We start from the raw sequence: 16,335 nt of genomic DNA, 5'->3' as shown, positions 1-16,335 counted from the left end.
TCGCTCCTTATTCTGTAATAATGTCATGGATCAATGGCGGTTCTGCGCCATCTCCCCCAATTTCAATATTTTGGTCGATCAATGCTTTGACATCCTCGATTGCTTCGGTATTGCTATAGATCGTCAATAGCGATTCTCCTTTGCTTACGGATTCGCCAACTTTCTTATGCAATTTGATGCCCACTGCATGGTCGATGTCTTCGTCTTTGGTCTTACGACCTGCCCCTAACATCATCGCCGCGATCCCTAGCTCATTGGCAACTAATTTCGTCACCACGCCGCTCGTTTTCGCTGGGACTTCCACTTCATATTTCGCTGTCAAAATCTTGCTCGGGTCATCGATCACTGTAGCGTCTCCGCCTTGGTCTGTGATCATCTGTCTGAATTTTTCTAACGCTTTGCCTGAATGCAGGGCTTCTTCCAACAGTTGGCGTGCTTCTTCCAATGAATCAGCTTTTTTCGCTAAAACGACCATTTGGCTGCCCAGTGCATAGCACATTTCTTCCAAGTCTTTCGGTCCTTTTCCTTGCAGTGTCTCAATGGCTTCCACCACTTCCAAACTGTTGCCGATCGCTTCCCCTAAAGGCTGTGACATATCAGAAATGACTGCCATCGTTTGGCGATTTGCCAATTTTCCGATGCGGACCATCGTTTGGGCTAAGCGTTTGGCATCCTCCAAGTTTTTCATAAAGGCGCCATCGCCTGTGGTTACATCTAACACGATCGCATCGGCACCTGCCGCGATTTTTTTACTCATGATCGAGCTGGCGATCAATGGGATCGAACTAACCGTTGCCGTCACATCTCGTAAGGCATACAGTTTTTTGTCTGCAGGAGCTAAATCTCCTGATTGACCGATCACGGCCACTTTGCTTTCGTTGACTAATCGGATAAAGTCGGCTTCAGAAAGCTCGATTTTAAATCCAGGGATCGCTTCAAGCTTGTCTAAGGTCCCACCAGTATAGCCTAAGCCGCGCCCAGACATTTTTGCAACTGGTACGCCAACACTAGCCACTAAGGGCGCTAAGATCAATGTGGTCGTATCACCAACACCGCCAGTCGAATGCTTATCGACTTTGATTCCTTCAATTGAGGATAGGTCGATCACTTCACCAGAATTTGCCATTGCTAGCGTTAAGTTCGTGATTTCTTCATCTGTCATATCTACATAAAAAATAGCCATCAACAAGGCACTCATTTGATAATCTGGAATACTTCCTTCAGTATACGCAGTTACAATGTAGTCAATTTCTTCCTTCGTCAATGACTTGCCGTCACGTTTCTTTTCAATTAAATCCACCATTCGCATCGAAATGACCCTCGCTTCCTTTAACATTATACAATAATTTTTCGTAGGGTAAACCACTTTAGTAAAACAGTTTACTAAATATCGTAAAACTATGAAAACACTTACAAGAAGAAATATACCGCATTATTTCTCGCTTGTCAATGTCTTCACGCTCTCACGAATAATTAATTTTGTATCAAAAATCTTATTTGGAATTCGCCGTGTCGGAAACTCAATGGCGTCCACTAAAAACTTCGCTGCGGTAAACCCGATCTCAAAAGTCGGCTGCATGACCGTGGTAAGCGGTGGTGTGATGTATTCCGATAATTTCAAGGCATCAAAGCCAATCACCGAGTAGTCTTCTGGTACTTTTTTGCCCGCCTCATAAATCGCTTGATAACAGCCGATCGCCATAGCATCGTTGCCACAGAAGAACGCTGTGATCTCTTTATACTTCAATAATTCCTTCGTTGCTTCGTACCCGCCGGTAACCGTTAATTCAGCATTTTCTACATATCGGCCTTTAAAAGGGATCTGATGATCCTTTAAGGCATGGCGATAGCCATTGAACCGTTCCTCTAATTGATAGTAGCCGGTGATTTCTTTGAGCATCGCAATGTTGCGGTGACCATTTTTGATCAAATAGCTGACGGCTTGGTAGGCGCCTTCGTATTCTTTCACGATCAAACGACCATTGTCCCGTTGATTGATCCCACGATCGACTAAAATAATTGGTCGGTCGTCAAAGAACCCGCTCTTCAAGGAATAATCCTCTGGCAGCAAATGCGGCGTCGCTAATAAGATGCCATCTACCGAACGATGAGACAGTTCATTCAAATATTGAACCTCTTTTTCTTGGCTGTGGCGCGAATTGCATAACACTAGCATGTAACCTAGTGGATTGAAATAACTTTCCGCCCCTTCAATGACTTTAGAGAAAAAGAAATCCGTCACATCAGGCACGATCATGCCGATCGTTTTTGAATGGCGGTTGATAAGATTCGAAGCAAAAAAATCCGGCTTATAGTGATATTTATTTACGATATCTAAGACCCGCTTTCGGGTTTCTTCACTAAAACGGCTGCCTTTATTGTTTAGGATCTGCGACACGGTCGTGACAGAGACGCCAGCCATTTCAGCAATCTGTTTAATCGTCAATTTCATCTGCTTCTCTCCTCTCTTGCCTAAAGTGTAGCAAATTTTTCTCAAAAAAAATAGCACACTTTCAACAAGTGTGCGACTTTCTTTTTCGTTGATCAAAAATGGCCCGCTGATACAGACAGCCCTTTTAGCGGAGCTGCGATTGCCCCAAAGGCTGATGACAAAAGGCTTTTTTGAGAAACCAACTGGTCCAGTTGCCGCTAACCAGTGCTTGTCTTGGCGATGCCTTTGATCTGTTGAGAATAAAAGAGCAGCTACGCTTCTTTTACGCTTTGAATGATGTAATAGCCTTTGTCTTTTTTGATGATTTCGGCATTGCCAAAGGTCTCTTGCATTTTCTTTTGAGCACTCGGCGCCCCTTGTTTCTTTTGGATCACGATCGTTAAAGTCCCGCCTGCTTTAAGCAAAGGAAACGCCCCCGTCAAAATCTCATGAACGACTTCTTTTCCTGCCCGAATCGGCGGATTGCTGAGGATCGCCGCATAAGCAGGTTGATTTAATTGGGCATAGATATTGGATTGATGGATATCTACCTGTTCAATGCCGTTACGCTGGGCATTGCCTTTTGCCAAATCCACTGCCCGCTGATTGATATCGATCATCTCAACAGGTCGTTGACTCGCATAAGCTAACGCTAAGCCAACAGGTCCATAGCCGCACCCAACGTCCAGCAGACTTCCTTCTGGCAGCTCCCCCCACTCAAACGCATCGATCAGCACCCGCGAGCCATAGTCCACCGTGTCACGGGAAAACACCCCGCTATCTGTCACAAAATGAAACTTCTTTCCTCTTAATTCAAACGACCACTGCTCAAAATCATGGGCCGTATCAGGATTTTCTGTATAGTAATGATTACTCATGGTTATGCTCCTTTCTTCTATTTCCTCTTCGCTTGTTTTTTCTACTGGTTTCTACTGGTTTCTACTAGTTTTTCCTTGTTTCTTCTATTCGAACAAGTGAACATAGTGAAATCACCAGTAAAAAAGCCCTGCAAGATTTGTCTGCTGCTTCTTTCTAATCATACCGAAAAACAGCCAGAAGTAAACGCCCAGCAAAAAAAACAACGAAAAAACAGTTTTTTGTTGTTTCTGCAAAGGAAATCATGTCTTTTTTCCAAGTTCCGCAAGTTTCTATGGTAAAATACTTTCGAACAGTGGCTTATCGCTTCTAATAGAAACCGATGATGCCGCAAAAAAGGAGCCTACTATGCAAGAAACCATGAATTTTTATCAAATTCCTCGTGAGCAATGGCAAGGGTTTTATACGAACGGCATGATGCCTTTCACTCAAGAAGAATTGGATAATATCAAAAGTTTGAACGACCGGATCTCGGTCCAAGATGTGGAAGATGTTTACGTGCCTTTGTGCCATCTGATCCATCTTTATATGAAAGAGTTTGAATCATTGACCCTCAGCAAGGGACTCTTTTTACACCGCTACGTCAAAATGCCGCCTTTTATCATCGGCATCGCTGGAAGTGTCGCCGTCGGCAAAAGCACCACCGCACGGCTCGTCCAAAATTTGTTGGCCCGTTTGTTTCCCCGTAGAACCGTCCAACTGATCACCACTGACGGCTTTTTGTACCCGAACGAAGTCTTGGAAGAACGCGGCAGCTTGAATCGCAAAGGATTTCCAGAAAGTTATGACATGGAAGCCTTGATCAACTTTTTGAATGCGGTCAAATCAGGAGAACCAGACATTCAGATCCCCGTCTACTCCCATGAAGTCTACAATATTATTCCTGATACGTATGAAACGATCAGTCAACCAGATATCTTGATCGTGGAAGGCATCAATACCCTGCAACTGCCTGCCAACCAACAAATCTATATCAGTGACTTTTTTGATTTTTCAATTTTCGTGGATGCCCAACCAGCACTGATCGAAAAATGGTATTTGGAACGATTTGAATCATTACTAGACACGGCCTTTCAAGATCCCAGCAATTATTATTACCAATATGCGATCGGGGATCGCAAGGAAGCGATTAAAATGGCAAAAGAAGTATGGAAAAATGTGAATTTAAAGAATTTACACGAGTATATCTTGCCTACACGCAGCAGAGCCGATATAATTCTTCATAAAACAAAGCACCATTTGATCGATGAAGTGTTCTTGCGCAAGTATTGACCGCTTCATTTTTATGATTATGCTGTTGAAAAGGCCCAGCCTTTTTTCAATAAAAACTAAAAGAATTGAGGTAATTTATTGTGACAAACGTTGACACTTTGCCAAACGTCGAAAAAATTATCGTACTTGATTACGGTAGTCAGTACAACCAGCTGATTACACGCCGTATTCGTGAGTTCGGTGTTTTCTCAGAATTATTGAGCCACCGCATTACCGCTGAAGAAGTAAAAGCGATGAACCCAAAAGGGATCATCTTATCTGGCGGACCAAACAGCGTCTACGACGAGAACTCTTTCGGCATCGACGAGAAAATTTTTGAGTTAGGCATCCCAGTTTTAGGGATCTGTTACGGCATGCAGTTGATTACTTATAAATTAGGCGGAAAAGTTGAACCTGCCAAAAACCGTGAATACGGCAAAGCAGAATTGGAAGTCACTTCTGATGCAGCGGCCCTTTTCCAAAACACGCCCGCAACCCAAACCGTGTGGATGAGCCACGGAGACTTGGTCACTCAAGCACCTGCAGGATTTGATGTCGTGGCAACGAGCAAAGATTGCCCGATCGCTTCTATCCAAGATGCCGAGCGCAAAATGTACGGTATCCAATTCCACGCAGAAGTTCGCCATTCAGAATACGGCAACGACTTATTGCGTCACTTTGCCATTGACGTTTGTCAATGTACAGGTGATTGGACAATGGACAACTTCATCGATATGGAAATCGCAAAAATCCGCGAACAAGTGGGCGACAAAAAAGTCTTGCTTGGTCTTTCCGGCGGGGTCGATTCTTCTGTCGTTGGTGTTCTTTTACAAAAAGCGATCGGCGATCAACTGACTTGTATTTTTGTTGACCACGGCCTCTTGCGTAAAGGCGAAGCCGAGCAAGTAATGGAAAGCTTAGGCGGCAAATTCGGCTTGAACATCATCAAAGTTGATGCCAAAGAACGTTTCCTATCAAAACTTGCGGGGGTTTCTGATCCTGAAGAAAAACGCAAGATCATTGGAAATGAATTCGTGTACGTCTTCGATGATGAAGCAACCAAACTAGCTGGCGAAGAAGGCGTTTCTTTCCTTGCCCAAGGAACCCTTTATACCGACGTCATCGAATCAGGAACTGAGACTGCTCAAACCATCAAATCACACCACAATGTGGGTGGTTTACCTGAAGACATGCAATTCAAATTGATCGAACCATTGAACACCTTGTTCAAAGACGAAGTCCGTGAATTAGGGACTCAACTTGGTATGCCAGACAGCATCGTATGGCGCCAACCATTCCCTGGACCAGGTCTAGGCATTCGTGTCCTTGGCGAATTAACAGAAGAAAAACTAACGATCGTCCGCGACTCGGATGCAATCTTGCGGGAAGAAATCGCAAATGCCGGCTTAGACCGCGACATTTGGCAGTACTTCACCGTCTTACCAGGCATCCGCTCCGTCGGTGTCATGGGTGATGGCCGGACCTACGATTATACCGTCGGCATCCGTGCAGTCACTTCGATCGATGGCATGACCGCTGACTTTGCCCGCATCCCATGGGAAGTCCTACAAAAAATCAGCGTCCGCATCGTCAACGAAGTCGCACACGTCAATCGGATCGTGTACGATATTACGAGCAAACCACCTGCTACTGTGGAGTGGGAGTAAGAAAAAAGAGCTTAGAACCCTTTATTTATAGGGTGTCTAGGCTCTTTTTCTCGAGGTTACTCAACCATTAGCTTTTACTCTTCTTTTGAGTTAGAATCAGAAAAATCATGTTTTATTTTTCTACATAATTTTAACCCCTTAACTTTTCTTTGTGTAAGTTCTAAAGAATCATAACTTTCTCTACATCCGAAATTATTATGCTCATATTTAGCAACTTCATTTAAGGCTAACTGAAAAGCTCCACATAATGTTTCATATAAATCATTTCCATCAGCATAAACAGACATGACTTGCATATTCAATTCTTTAAACTCATCTGGTATATCTTTGCCAAATCTTTCAATTTTTATAGATACTTGATTTTTCCGCATACAACAACCTCCTAATTATGTTCTAAAAATATTTTCTATTCAAAAAGATTTCTTTATCATCAACAGTCATCGACCATTTTTAAAATCTAATAAAATGCCATATAACTTAGCAATACTATGAATTTTTTTCAAATATTTCGTTCAACTTGTTAAACACTTCATCACTTTGCCAATCCACTTGAATTGGTATTAGTGTGCCATTATCATAAAGTAAAATTTCTCCACTACCAATTTCTTTGAAAAAAGGTTTTCTTTTAATTGGAATAATCGTAAATGTATCAATTCCCACAAGTTCAGACTCTCCCTTATGAACAGTCGTGATTTTCGTTTGCGGTGTATGCCCTACAATTTGTTTTTGATACTTTGGATTTGGCAAACAGCTTAATTCATGGTCAAAGTCAGCCCATAATGGACTACCTAAAAAGTATTTCCCACCTCTTGCTTTGCCGACATGGTCTTCTAAATCATCTAAATTGTCGATTAAATTTTCAGTTATTGTTTCAAAATGCCAATCTTCTAAATTAAAGTCTTGGGTGTAACCAGCATGACTAATCAAATAATCATCTAACTGAAAGGCAATTTGCAGATTTAACTTCAACAGCTTTCGACCGACTGAAAGAAATCCATCTGCACTTTGCAGTGAATACCTTCTAGGTGTAACCGTCAAATAAGACACGTCATGATTTCCTAAGAGATTTATCACTTCGACACCGAAAACTTTCATCTTTGATTTCCATATGAACAAATAGTCTAATTCATTCATGTAGAGATCAACGTTTTTTTCTTGCTCGTATGCGTCTGTATAATCTCCTAGCAAAATCACTTGTTTAATGCCTAATTCTTTAACTTTCTGCTCAACCATTGGCAAGATTATTTGTGCTGTTAAGTGTAAATCGCCCACTAAAAGTGTTCTCATTTTGAATCACTCTCCCTCTAACTCTAATCTTTTAAACGCCTTTTGATATTTCTTAACTCTTTCAAAGTCTTTTTCAGTTGGAGTAGTAATTCTTGAAAGATTCATATTATCTTTTAAGTCTGCAAGTTTAACCATGGTGGCTAGTTTATTTTTCTTAATTTCTACAATATAGTCAAAATAGGGTTGATAACGTTCCTGTGTCAAAACCTGGACTGCCGAAACAATCGTGTCTGAAAAACCTAACTCTTTCAGTTTTTCAATAGTAATATCCGTGTCTTTAACAGTATCATGAAGATAGGCAACAACCTTAGCATTTTTATCTGTTAGTGAATTTGCCACTCGTTGAACATGAAAAAAGTAAGGTTCACCACATTTGTCAGTTTGACCAGCGTGAGCTTTTTTCGCTACCTCGATAGCCATATTTTTAAATTTATCATATTCTGTCATGTTGGCAATCCCGACTTTCTTTTAAAATTTTGGTCTGAATGTCATTGAGGAAATTTATTTCTTGCTGAGAATAATCTTTCTCAAATCCGACAATTGAAAAATGGGTGACATTCTTGAGTAAAGCTGAAACGACACAATCAAAAGAATGTGCATGGTCTCGCCGTACATCTCCGGCTATTAAGGTATTAAAACTATAATGTAACCCATCCTCAATAAATTCCGATAAAACATAATACATATCGCCAAATTCAACACGATTACCTGTATCAACAGCCCAAACACCAGATTTAGAATCATATTTCGGTATTTTTTGCCCTTTAAATTTGTCTGAATCAAAAACAGTATTTTCCATATTGATCCTCGTCATTCTTTATGCTTCACATACTGATTACCTGTAAGTTTCCGTTGCGCATTTTCCTTAGGCATTTCAATAGTATTCGTTAATTTTTTTGCGACTTCTTTGTTAGCGTTTTCGTATAAATGTCCGTAAGTTCCCAAAGTTGTTTGAATATCTTCATGACCTAAGCGATCACGAACGACCAACGCATTTCTTCATAATGTTGTTATTTTCGCTTTAAGCTATCATATTTCTCAATAGTTGGTAGCTCATCATAAGTTCGACGTGTATTACTATCAATTAACCAATCTAATTGACGTGAACCATTTTCATTTTCAACAGAATAACTATAGAAAATAGGTTCATCATACTGATACACCTCAATATAGGTGGAAGTTTCAATAATTTTAGTATTATACGCACGAGTTTCTTTAGACATCACACACCTCTCAGCGCGCGCTCAAACGAGCAGATGTTGTTTTATATATCAAGTTAAGTGTCAGGCAAAAACCGCCCGACTGGCCCCCACAAAGTGAGTGAAAAGACTCGGACACTCCGTTTAGTCGCTGGGGCGACTACCTCCCTATTTCACTCACTTCGAGGGGGTTAATTTGTTGTTGAGGGAACTGACTACGGCTAGTAAACCAAACATTAAGCCAGTCACCTTTGTTATGGCTAGCCCTATACCTAGAGCTAAGAAAAAGTAGAAACGAAAATTATCAGCGTTCATTTTTTTCAATCCTTTCAATTTTTGATAATGCTTTGAGTATGCTTTTTCGGCGTATTCACGTTATAGGGTATCGAATTGTAAGTAGTATTCGATTTCTTTTAGAATAAGGCTTGCTTGTTCCACTTTTTCATAATAACACCCTCTATTCGATATCGTGGTACAACATGTAAACATTTATTTGAAATAAAATTCTAAATAGCGACTAAACTATTTAGAAAAATAACTTTCTAGTCGATTTGACTATAAAAGGCAAAAATAATTAATTTAATGATATAACTTAATCGCGGTAGACGTTTACTAGGCTCATCACTTTTAAAATGGTAACGATATTCCTCTAAGCCATCTAATACATTTTCATCTAAATAAAGTCGGGGCGTAACGGAAGATTTATCTTTATAATTTTCTTTTACAATTGTTCTATCCATGCGATTTTGAATTTTTTCCCAATCGTCATCAGTGAAATTTTGTTTTTTACAATATCTGTAAGCTTGTTCTATAACACTACCAGCTGATACTTTTAACACCACATTGAATGATATCCCATCCAGCAAATCACTGTAATGTTCTTGCATGTCTGTTTCTAGTTTATTAATCAAGCCATTTTTTAGTTCATTTTTTAGTTCTCGTTCTCTATGAATAATTAGTTTGTCTATCCAAATTTTAGCCTCATAAGCCAATCTGACTGCTTTATATACCCTTGCCATTTGTCATACTCCCTATTTACAATTTATCAGAGCTATCTGTTGTGATATTGCTAAGTAAAATCCATAATTGTTCGGCGTATTCTGATTTCGATAACAGTTCCGCTCTATTTTTAATTGCAGTAATCATTCCTGAAACAATGCTAACAGCATCTTTTTCATTCAGTGAACCGAAGTTTTCAGTTTCATCTTTTGGAGATTCTAAATAGTCCGTTTCAATAATAAAATGCTTTTCTATAAATTCGCTGTAATCTTCAAAATTTTTAAAATAGAAATTGTATAATCCTTGTTTTTTCAATCTGTTCCAATTATTCCTAATTTCACTCAAAAACCTTCCCATATAATCTTGTGTTCTAAATTCAAAATTATCTATAGAAATTGTTTTAGAACTCTTTCTTCCCATCTCTATAGGTATTATCCAAAAATTAGCTAAACTATGATACAGTTTATAAAATTCATAAAATATCTTTTGAGTATACTCATCAGCATCACTGTCAAATATCAATCTCATTCGTCCTTTTGAATCATTGGGCATATAGTATTGCTTATTTATTTTTTCCCCATCTATTGATAACTCTTTAATCAATTTCCCAGAAATTGTTTTAAAAGAGTTCATTGTATCACCAGCAAAAGAAACATTGGCAAAATCATTAATATAAATATTTCCTTTATCATCAGATTTTCCAAATACATTAAATTCGCCTTGTTGATTTTTGGGAATAGTATTTTTATAGATGATTTCGTAAAAAGCAATTGATACATCAGACATGTCGGGGTCTTCCACACCTCTATATACTTGAGCGCTTTTTATTGTGTCGCCTTCTTTTTGAATTGTATTGGTAAGTTTATCAACCACAATAGGTGTTAGCAGCATTTGTTTTAATTTTTCTTGTTTTTCAGATAACATTTTTTTTCCTCTCAAATTCTCAAATCAAATCTTTTGCGTTTGCACTTGCAAGTAAGAAAAACTGCACATCATCAATGAAATATTTGGCATCAAAATCATAAAAAACAAAGTTCTCTTTTTCCACAACCTTTTTATTCGCTTCGATTAAAGCATATTTTATACCTCTGCATAATTCTTTTAGTTCATCTCTACTTAAGTATTCATTTAATTGAAGCTTTCCCCAGTTATCAATTAATATTTTAAATTCTGAATCAATTAGAATTCTTAGGTCACTACTTTTAAAAACTCTATCTAGATTTTCTTTGAACAACATAAAACCCCACCTCTTTTGTTTATTTGAATTACTACAACTTACAATAACATAAATTCAAGCATTTTCAAGCATTTCATTCAAAAAAATTTTATTACTGCAACCAATTTGCAACCAACACAAGAAGAACATTACAATTTCTATCACTCCCAAACGATACAAAACTGCATAAACTCAACAAATCAATCCTTATAAATCATCAAGCGCATGGAATGGGAATAGTATAAAAAGCTTTGGAGTTCCTATAAAAAGGCCTACCAAGGCTTTTTTGTGTCTGATATCAATTGTTTTTTTATATTTTTTTATAGTAGAAAATCATTCTGATAAATTTTTCTCATAAGTAGCAAAGACTCTATCTATTGCTATCTTTATTTTCACATCATTTTCTATATAGGAGTCTTCAATGTCTTTTTTACAGTATTTATATTCCACTTTCCTATCTGAATCGTGTGTTTTCACTATAAAGCTTTGCATAATTTTAACTGAAAGCTGTCTTCTTAGAAATACCAACAATTTTTCTGCTGTAATTTTACCTGAATAAATATTTTCTGTATCTAAACATATTCTTTCTTTAATAGCTCCATCAATATGAGAAACCGTTGGAGGATTCCTTAACAAAAATGCGTTAAATGAAGCTTCATCAACTACCAACACATTCTCTTGTTTCCCAGCTTCACCAAGAATAGTAGAGGTAAGTAATACCCGCTGGACTTTTTCTATTGATATTTCTTCACTCAATCCCAATTGCTTTAGAGTTATAGAAATATTCTCCTCAAAATAGTCAGCATTTTTATTTAATTGTTTAATTGCCTCTTTTATTTTCTTATTAGTTTTAGCATGCTCTCTTACCGTATACGGTTGATTGAATGACTTACATTCAAATAAGAAGAGCGTTTTATCTAAAACAAATGCTAAATCAATCTCTCTTTCCAAGTCTTTTTCCTTTGTAATCTTAATATGTAATCGTTTAGCATCTATTTGACTACAAACTTGTAATAAGTGTTTGGTACGTTGTTCAAACATAGCTCCTTTGAACCCTAATGCAATGTCTTCCCTATTTTTTTTGTTCTCTTCTTCATCTCTTGAAAACATAGATAAAATGACAGAAAGTGGTCGAATTTCTTTAGCTAACGTTGGTAACAGTATTAATTTATCTTGAATCTTTATTAATGGAGCATCTATTAAGTCTTTTGATTTGCCAGTAAAAATGAACTTTTCTAAAATCATTTTTGCTTCTTTTTTTGATATATTTTGAGAAAACTTAGACAATTTTTTGATCCAATCATACTTTGTTTTTACAACACATAAATTCTGAACAGAGTAAATATTTCTATTCTTCTTTTTATTGGAATATAGAATAGATTCATGTTGTAAAAAATAGATTCCCTCTATCCACTTTCTAATTTCAATGCCATGAACTTTTTTATCTAAGTTTTCTTGTCCAATATATCTTCGACAAAGTTCTTCTGATAAAAAAGTTGTTAGTTCTTCGTCGATTGCTCCATCAATCCTTCGTCTGTCTTTTTCTAATTTATAATTTAAAATGTCTAATTCAATACTAGTCATAAATCTTTTATATCTAAAATTAGATACTAAAACAGCTCTATTAAAATCCTCATCTAAAAAATCGATAATTACTTTCTCATAAATTTCTTCAATTCGTATATCTGAATACTTCCAATACTCAAAAGCATCCATTAAATTATCTCTTTCTTGATATTTCGAATATACATTTATATTCCATAATAAATTTTTTTCTGAAAATATTCGATTAATTCCACATTGTTTTTCCAGAGAAATGTTATGAAGTAAATACTTTAAGATATTTCCTGAACTAAATACATAAGTATCATAAGTATTAACCCTCTGTTCAAGACTAATATCCAAATTATTTTGTTCTCTTAAAAATCTCAATTGTCTCTCCAAAAAAATTATAAATATAGCCAAAATATGGTTGGGGTTAATCATAGATTCATCAAGCTCTTTGTTGATAGATTTATTAGATTCTACGAACAAATTTTGTAGCTGGTCAACTTGTTTTAAATGTCTATCTAAAACTTTATTCATTCCTGTATCTGTGTTTTTTTTTAGTAAATTATTGTATTTTTCTAAATATGGATTTGGTTTATAGGAACACAGATACTCATTAATTTCTAAGCCAAGTGATTTGATTTTAAGCAGAAAAAGATAAATATCATCAGGCGCTTCTTTAAATAATTTTTCAATATATTTCTTTTTACTTAGTTTTTTCATTTCATCCATATAATCCAAATAGTCAAACTGTTGGTTTTTGGTGTAAAAGTCATTTCCCATTTCTATGCTCTCCTCGTAAATTTAAAATTTGTCTAACGATTTTTTAAAGTTGTCTTTAAAAGCAAAAAAAATTGAACAAGATATTCCTAACGTAATTTATTTCGTTATGGTGTGATTTCTCAGAGTAAAATAGATACATGAGAAGGAGCCAACGGGAATTTATCACTTCCTCCTGGAGGTTTATCTACCACTATAAGTTTGTTATTCGAACCAATGTATTCGCTAACAATACGTTAAGTAACTTACCAGAATTAGCAACACTTTTTAGAAAATCTAACTTACAAGTGAAATAATTGGGGTCAGGAAATGGGCGTCCTATCAACGAGCTTATTTAGCTTTACTGCCATTTTCCTTGTGACTGTAGTGCCTATGCTAGGTGAATTTCAGAACTTTCTTTTGTATAATTTTTCCTCATCAATCTTTTAACATATCATCCTTTCCTCTTCCCATATTTCCGTTGCAGCTTCTTTGACATCTTTTTTTCTTTCTTTTTTACTAACGGCTTTTTCGCCCGCTTTTCTGCGTAAAATACGTAATAGTCGTCAACTTCTGTGACTTTCACGTAACCGAAAACGGAGCGAATCTTGTTCTCATACCATTTTCGGCGCTTGGTCACCATGTATAGCTTTCCGTTGAGTGCCAGTTGACGATAGGCTCGTTCGATAAATTCTTTTGGCACAGAAAAATCTACATGGTACGGCGGATTAGACAGAATAACATCAAACGTTTTGTCGCTGATTTCTTTAAAGCCTTCACTTAAGACGATCTCTGGTGCTACGTCATTTCGTTGCGCATTTTTTGTAGTCAAGTCGATGGCATTTGCTGAAATGTCTGTCATTGTAACTGTTGTGTCAGGATACTTTTTTGCCAGATAAATCCCTACAAACCCATAACCGCATCCCAGATCCAAAATTCTATCCTGGTCATTGATAACTGCTTCTTTTAACATCGCTTTCGTTCCTACATCTAACCCTTTTGGGGAAAATACGCTTTCATTTGTTTCAAACTCTAATGATAGTTCATCATATCTGACTGCAAGCAAATCATACCCACTCCTTTGGCTGTTTTATGAATTACTTGGTGGCAGCTTTATCACTAATAGTAGATTATCACCATAATCACCGTAAGACCCTTGTGAATTGGTCAATTAATTACCAAGCCAAAGATCCTCATTTTTCTAGTCCACTGCCCAAACAAAAAACAGCTTTTCAATCATTATATAATAAAAATAATTAAAATATTTGATTTATAGGAGTAAATATAACGGTTTTTCGTTAAAATCAAATCATTTATGAGTACAAATAAGAAAATTATTTTATAAAAAAAGAGTGCGGAAAAATATTCCACACTCTTTTTCTATTTACATATTCTTATCTATCTATCAGTTGTTACTGCTAATTCTAACCCAAAATACCAAACGCACTCAAAACGATCGACAAGATCAAGATGATCCAAATTACTCGAGTGGAATTTAGTTTCTTTTGGCCTAACATCCAGTAGGTCAGCAAGACGAGCAAGATAGGTACAAGGGATGGCAAGATGGCATCCAACGTGTCTTGGATCACCAATTCGACGCCATCTTTTTTATAGACAAAAGGAACAGTTGCTTTGACCACAGAGGGAATCAAGGCACCAATCACTGTGACTCCTAAAACGGTTGCGGCATTGGTGAAGGCCGATAATTTGTCTTTCAAGGTCGTCACTAATTTGACCCCTTGTTTGTAACCTAGAGGTAGCAACGCTGCCCGACCGAAAAGTAACGCGATGTTGGCGATGATCCAGATGACACAGCCAACGACGGAACCATTTTGCGCCAATGTGCCGGCAACAGAGCCAAAGATCGTTCCCCAAATCACGTGGAACAAGGAGTCACCGACACCTGCTAAGGAACCCATCAAGGCCGTTTTCAAGGCGATGATCGTTTCTTTGGCTTTGTGTCCGTCTTGTTCTTCAATCGCGACATCGATCCCCATGATCAAGTTCCCAAAGATCGCATTGGTATTGAAAAATTGATTGTGGGTCCGCAGCATATCTTGTAGCTGAGCTTCATCGTGGCCATAGAATTTTTTCAAGACGGGCAGGATACCGTAAAGGTAGCCTGAACTCATCATTCGCTCATAGTTCCAGTTTAATTGGCTTGCCAAAATATAGCGCCAGCTAATGGTATTCAACTCTTTTTTTGTCAGTTTTTGATCACTCATCGCCATCATATCCTCCTTCAAAATCTCCAGCAGCTGCCGTTGCAACGGTGCCTTTTTCGCTATCTCGTTTAAAGACTAACATTGCTGCTACGAGCCCAATGATGGAAACGCCGAGCATTGGGACTTGCAGATACGCAGCTAAAAAGAAGCCTAATAACAAATAAGGAATGTAGTGCTTTGTTGGCAAGTAGCGCAATAAGATCGCTACCCCGACGACTGGCAAGACGCCACCAGCGGTTTTTAGTCCAGTCATCAGCCATTCTGGCGTGTTATCGGTAATCGTCGTAACGACTGCATCTCCAGCTAAAAGCATCAATAAAATCGGAATCGCCCGTGACAATCCCCATAAGAAAGAACCCGATAAAACTAACCGTGGGATTCGTTTGACTTGCATGTTGTCGATGGCTCTATCGATCCGGTGTAGTAGAAATACGTTACAAAAACGAGCCACGACGTCCAGTTGCAGCATCAGTAAGGACACTGGAACCGCTAAGCCGATGCCGTATTCCGCGCCGTTTCCTGAGATCACGGCAAACGCCGTTCCCAGTACTGCGCCGGTAAAATAATCTGGGACGGATGCACCACCAAATGCGGCGATCCCTAAACGCATCAACTGCAAGGTACCGCCGACCATCAAACCGGTCTTCAAGTCCCCCATGATCATTCCAGAAATCATTCCGGCGATCGCTGGTTGGGTCAACGTATTGGAAATAAGTGAATCATTAATAGCAATAAAAGCATAAACAGTAATAAGAATGATTTGATACGCTGCTAAATGCATGAATTTTCCTCCTAATTGTATGAACGAGTCTTAACTGGCTGGTTATCGATCGTTGTGTCGCCTCAGATAAATCGTGAAAAACACTCGTTTTTCGAC

At 37.9% G+C, this 16,335-nt stretch carries 17 protein-coding genes and 1 pseudogene; 2 read left to right on the top strand and 16 right to left on the bottom strand.

Annotation, left to right across the window (positions count from 1 at the left end; genetic code table 11):
- Nucleotides 1-7 precede the first annotated feature (7 nt).
- The 3 genes from IGI77_RS01205 to IGI77_RS01195 all read right to left on the bottom strand — a co-directional run bounded on the left by IGI77_RS01205 (nt 8) and on the right by IGI77_RS01195 (nt 3,309).
- A complete protein-coding gene (locus IGI77_RS01205; RefSeq protein WP_438769261.1) occupies nt 8-1,309 on the bottom strand; it encodes a pyrimidine-nucleoside phosphorylase in 1,302 nt (433 codons plus the stop codon).
- Between the two features lie 123 nt (nt 1,310-1,432).
- Entirely contained in the window at nt 1,433-2,452 is a 1,020-nt protein-coding gene (locus IGI77_RS01200) for a LacI family DNA-binding transcriptional regulator (RefSeq protein WP_005226832.1), read from the bottom strand.
- 251 nt (nt 2,453-2,703) lie between these two features.
- Nucleotides 2,704-3,309: a class I SAM-dependent methyltransferase gene (locus tag IGI77_RS01195; protein ID WP_008376416.1), complete on the bottom strand. Its 606-nt coding sequence runs from the start codon at nt 3,307-3,309 to the stop codon at nt 2,704-2,706.
- Nucleotides 3,310-3,655: 346 nt separating this feature from the next.
- On the opposite strand from IGI77_RS01195, the gene coaA reads away from it, so the two are divergent.
- A complete protein-coding gene (gene coaA, locus IGI77_RS01190) occupies nt 3,656-4,579 on the top strand; it encodes a type I pantothenate kinase (RefSeq protein ID WP_005226828.1) in 924 nt (307 codons plus the stop codon).
- Nucleotides 4,580-4,659: 80 nt separating this feature from the next.
- Nucleotides 4,660-6,225 (top strand): glutamine-hydrolyzing GMP synthase, encoded by a 1,566-nt coding sequence (gene guaA, locus IGI77_RS01185; protein WP_008376418.1) that lies wholly within the window; start codon nt 4,660-4,662, stop codon nt 6,223-6,225.
- Nucleotides 6,226-6,299: 74 nt separating this feature from the next.
- Here guaA and IGI77_RS01180 read toward each other — a convergent pair whose 3' ends face one another.
- The 13 genes and pseudogenes from IGI77_RS01180 to IGI77_RS01120 all read right to left on the bottom strand — a co-directional run bounded on the left by IGI77_RS01180 (nt 6,300) and on the right by IGI77_RS01120 (nt 16,239).
- Nucleotides 6,300-6,596, bottom strand: coding sequence for a hypothetical protein (locus tag IGI77_RS01180; RefSeq protein ID WP_121260291.1), 297 nt, complete (start codon nt 6,594-6,596; stop codon nt 6,300-6,302).
- 115 nt (nt 6,597-6,711) lie between these two features.
- Nucleotides 6,712-7,512: a metallophosphoesterase family protein gene (locus IGI77_RS01175; RefSeq protein WP_087626773.1), complete on the bottom strand. Its 801-nt coding sequence runs from the start codon at nt 7,510-7,512 to the stop codon at nt 6,712-6,714.
- Nucleotides 7,513-7,518: 6 nt separating this feature from the next.
- Nucleotides 7,519-7,959: an HD domain-containing protein gene (locus IGI77_RS01170; RefSeq protein ID WP_438769259.1), complete on the bottom strand. Its 441-nt coding sequence runs from the start codon at nt 7,957-7,959 to the stop codon at nt 7,519-7,521.
- Nucleotides 7,946-8,311 (bottom strand): hypothetical protein, encoded by a 366-nt coding sequence (locus tag IGI77_RS01165; RefSeq protein WP_438769258.1) that lies wholly within the window; start codon nt 8,309-8,311, stop codon nt 7,946-7,948. The genes IGI77_RS01170 and IGI77_RS01165 overlap by 14 nt, the downstream gene beginning before the upstream one ends.
- An 11-nt stretch (nt 8,312-8,322) precedes the next feature.
- Nucleotides 8,323-8,508, bottom strand: a pseudogene (locus IGI77_RS01160) (site-specific integrase); the annotation flags it as partial.
- A 14-nt stretch (nt 8,509-8,522) separates the two neighbouring features.
- Nucleotides 8,523-8,735 carry a hypothetical protein gene (locus IGI77_RS01155; RefSeq protein WP_236596103.1) on the bottom strand — a complete coding sequence of 71 codons (213 nt, stop codon included), beginning with the start codon at nt 8,733-8,735 and terminating at the stop codon, nt 8,523-8,525.
- Nucleotides 8,736-9,253: 518 nt separating this feature from the next.
- Entirely contained in the window at nt 9,254-9,730 is a 477-nt protein-coding gene (locus IGI77_RS01150) for a hypothetical protein (protein ID WP_060791603.1), read from the bottom strand.
- 16 nt (nt 9,731-9,746) lie between these two features.
- The gene (locus tag IGI77_RS01145; RefSeq protein ID WP_005226808.1) at nt 9,747-10,634 is read right to left on the bottom strand and encodes a hypothetical protein; all 888 of its coding nucleotides are present in this window, start codon (nt 10,632-10,634) and stop codon (nt 9,747-9,749) included.
- A gap of 19 nt (nt 10,635-10,653) precedes the next feature.
- Complete coding sequence (locus IGI77_RS01140; protein WP_438769257.1) at nt 10,654-10,947, bottom strand: hypothetical protein; 294 nt, start codon at nt 10,945-10,947, stop codon at nt 10,654-10,656.
- 312 nt (nt 10,948-11,259) lie between these two features.
- A complete protein-coding gene (locus IGI77_RS01135; protein ID WP_438769255.1) occupies nt 11,260-13,257 on the bottom strand; it encodes an NERD domain-containing protein in 1,998 nt (665 codons plus the stop codon).
- Nucleotides 13,258-13,687: 430 nt separating this feature from the next.
- Nucleotides 13,688-14,299: a class I SAM-dependent methyltransferase gene (locus IGI77_RS01130; RefSeq protein WP_438769254.1), complete on the bottom strand. Its 612-nt coding sequence runs from the start codon at nt 14,297-14,299 to the stop codon at nt 13,688-13,690.
- Between the two features lie 358 nt (nt 14,300-14,657).
- Nucleotides 14,658-15,467, bottom strand: a complete 810-nt coding sequence (locus IGI77_RS01125) for a PTS system mannose/fructose/sorbose family transporter subunit IID (RefSeq protein ID WP_034695281.1) — start codon at nt 15,465-15,467, stop codon at nt 14,658-14,660.
- A complete protein-coding gene (locus IGI77_RS01120; RefSeq protein ID WP_005226797.1) occupies nt 15,451-16,239 on the bottom strand; it encodes a PTS mannose/fructose/sorbose/N-acetylgalactosamine transporter subunit IIC in 789 nt (262 codons plus the stop codon). The genes IGI77_RS01125 and IGI77_RS01120 overlap by 17 nt, the downstream gene beginning before the upstream one ends.
- Nucleotides 16,240-16,335 lie beyond the last annotated feature (96 nt).

It is taken from the genome of Enterococcus sp. DIV0213h, assembly GCF_051711285.1.
Lineage (GTDB): Bacteria > Bacillota > Bacilli > Lactobacillales > Enterococcaceae > Enterococcus_D > Enterococcus_D casseliflavus.
The sequence above is the reverse complement of the archived record's forward strand: the minus strand, read 5'-3'. Positions and strand labels throughout refer to the sequence as shown.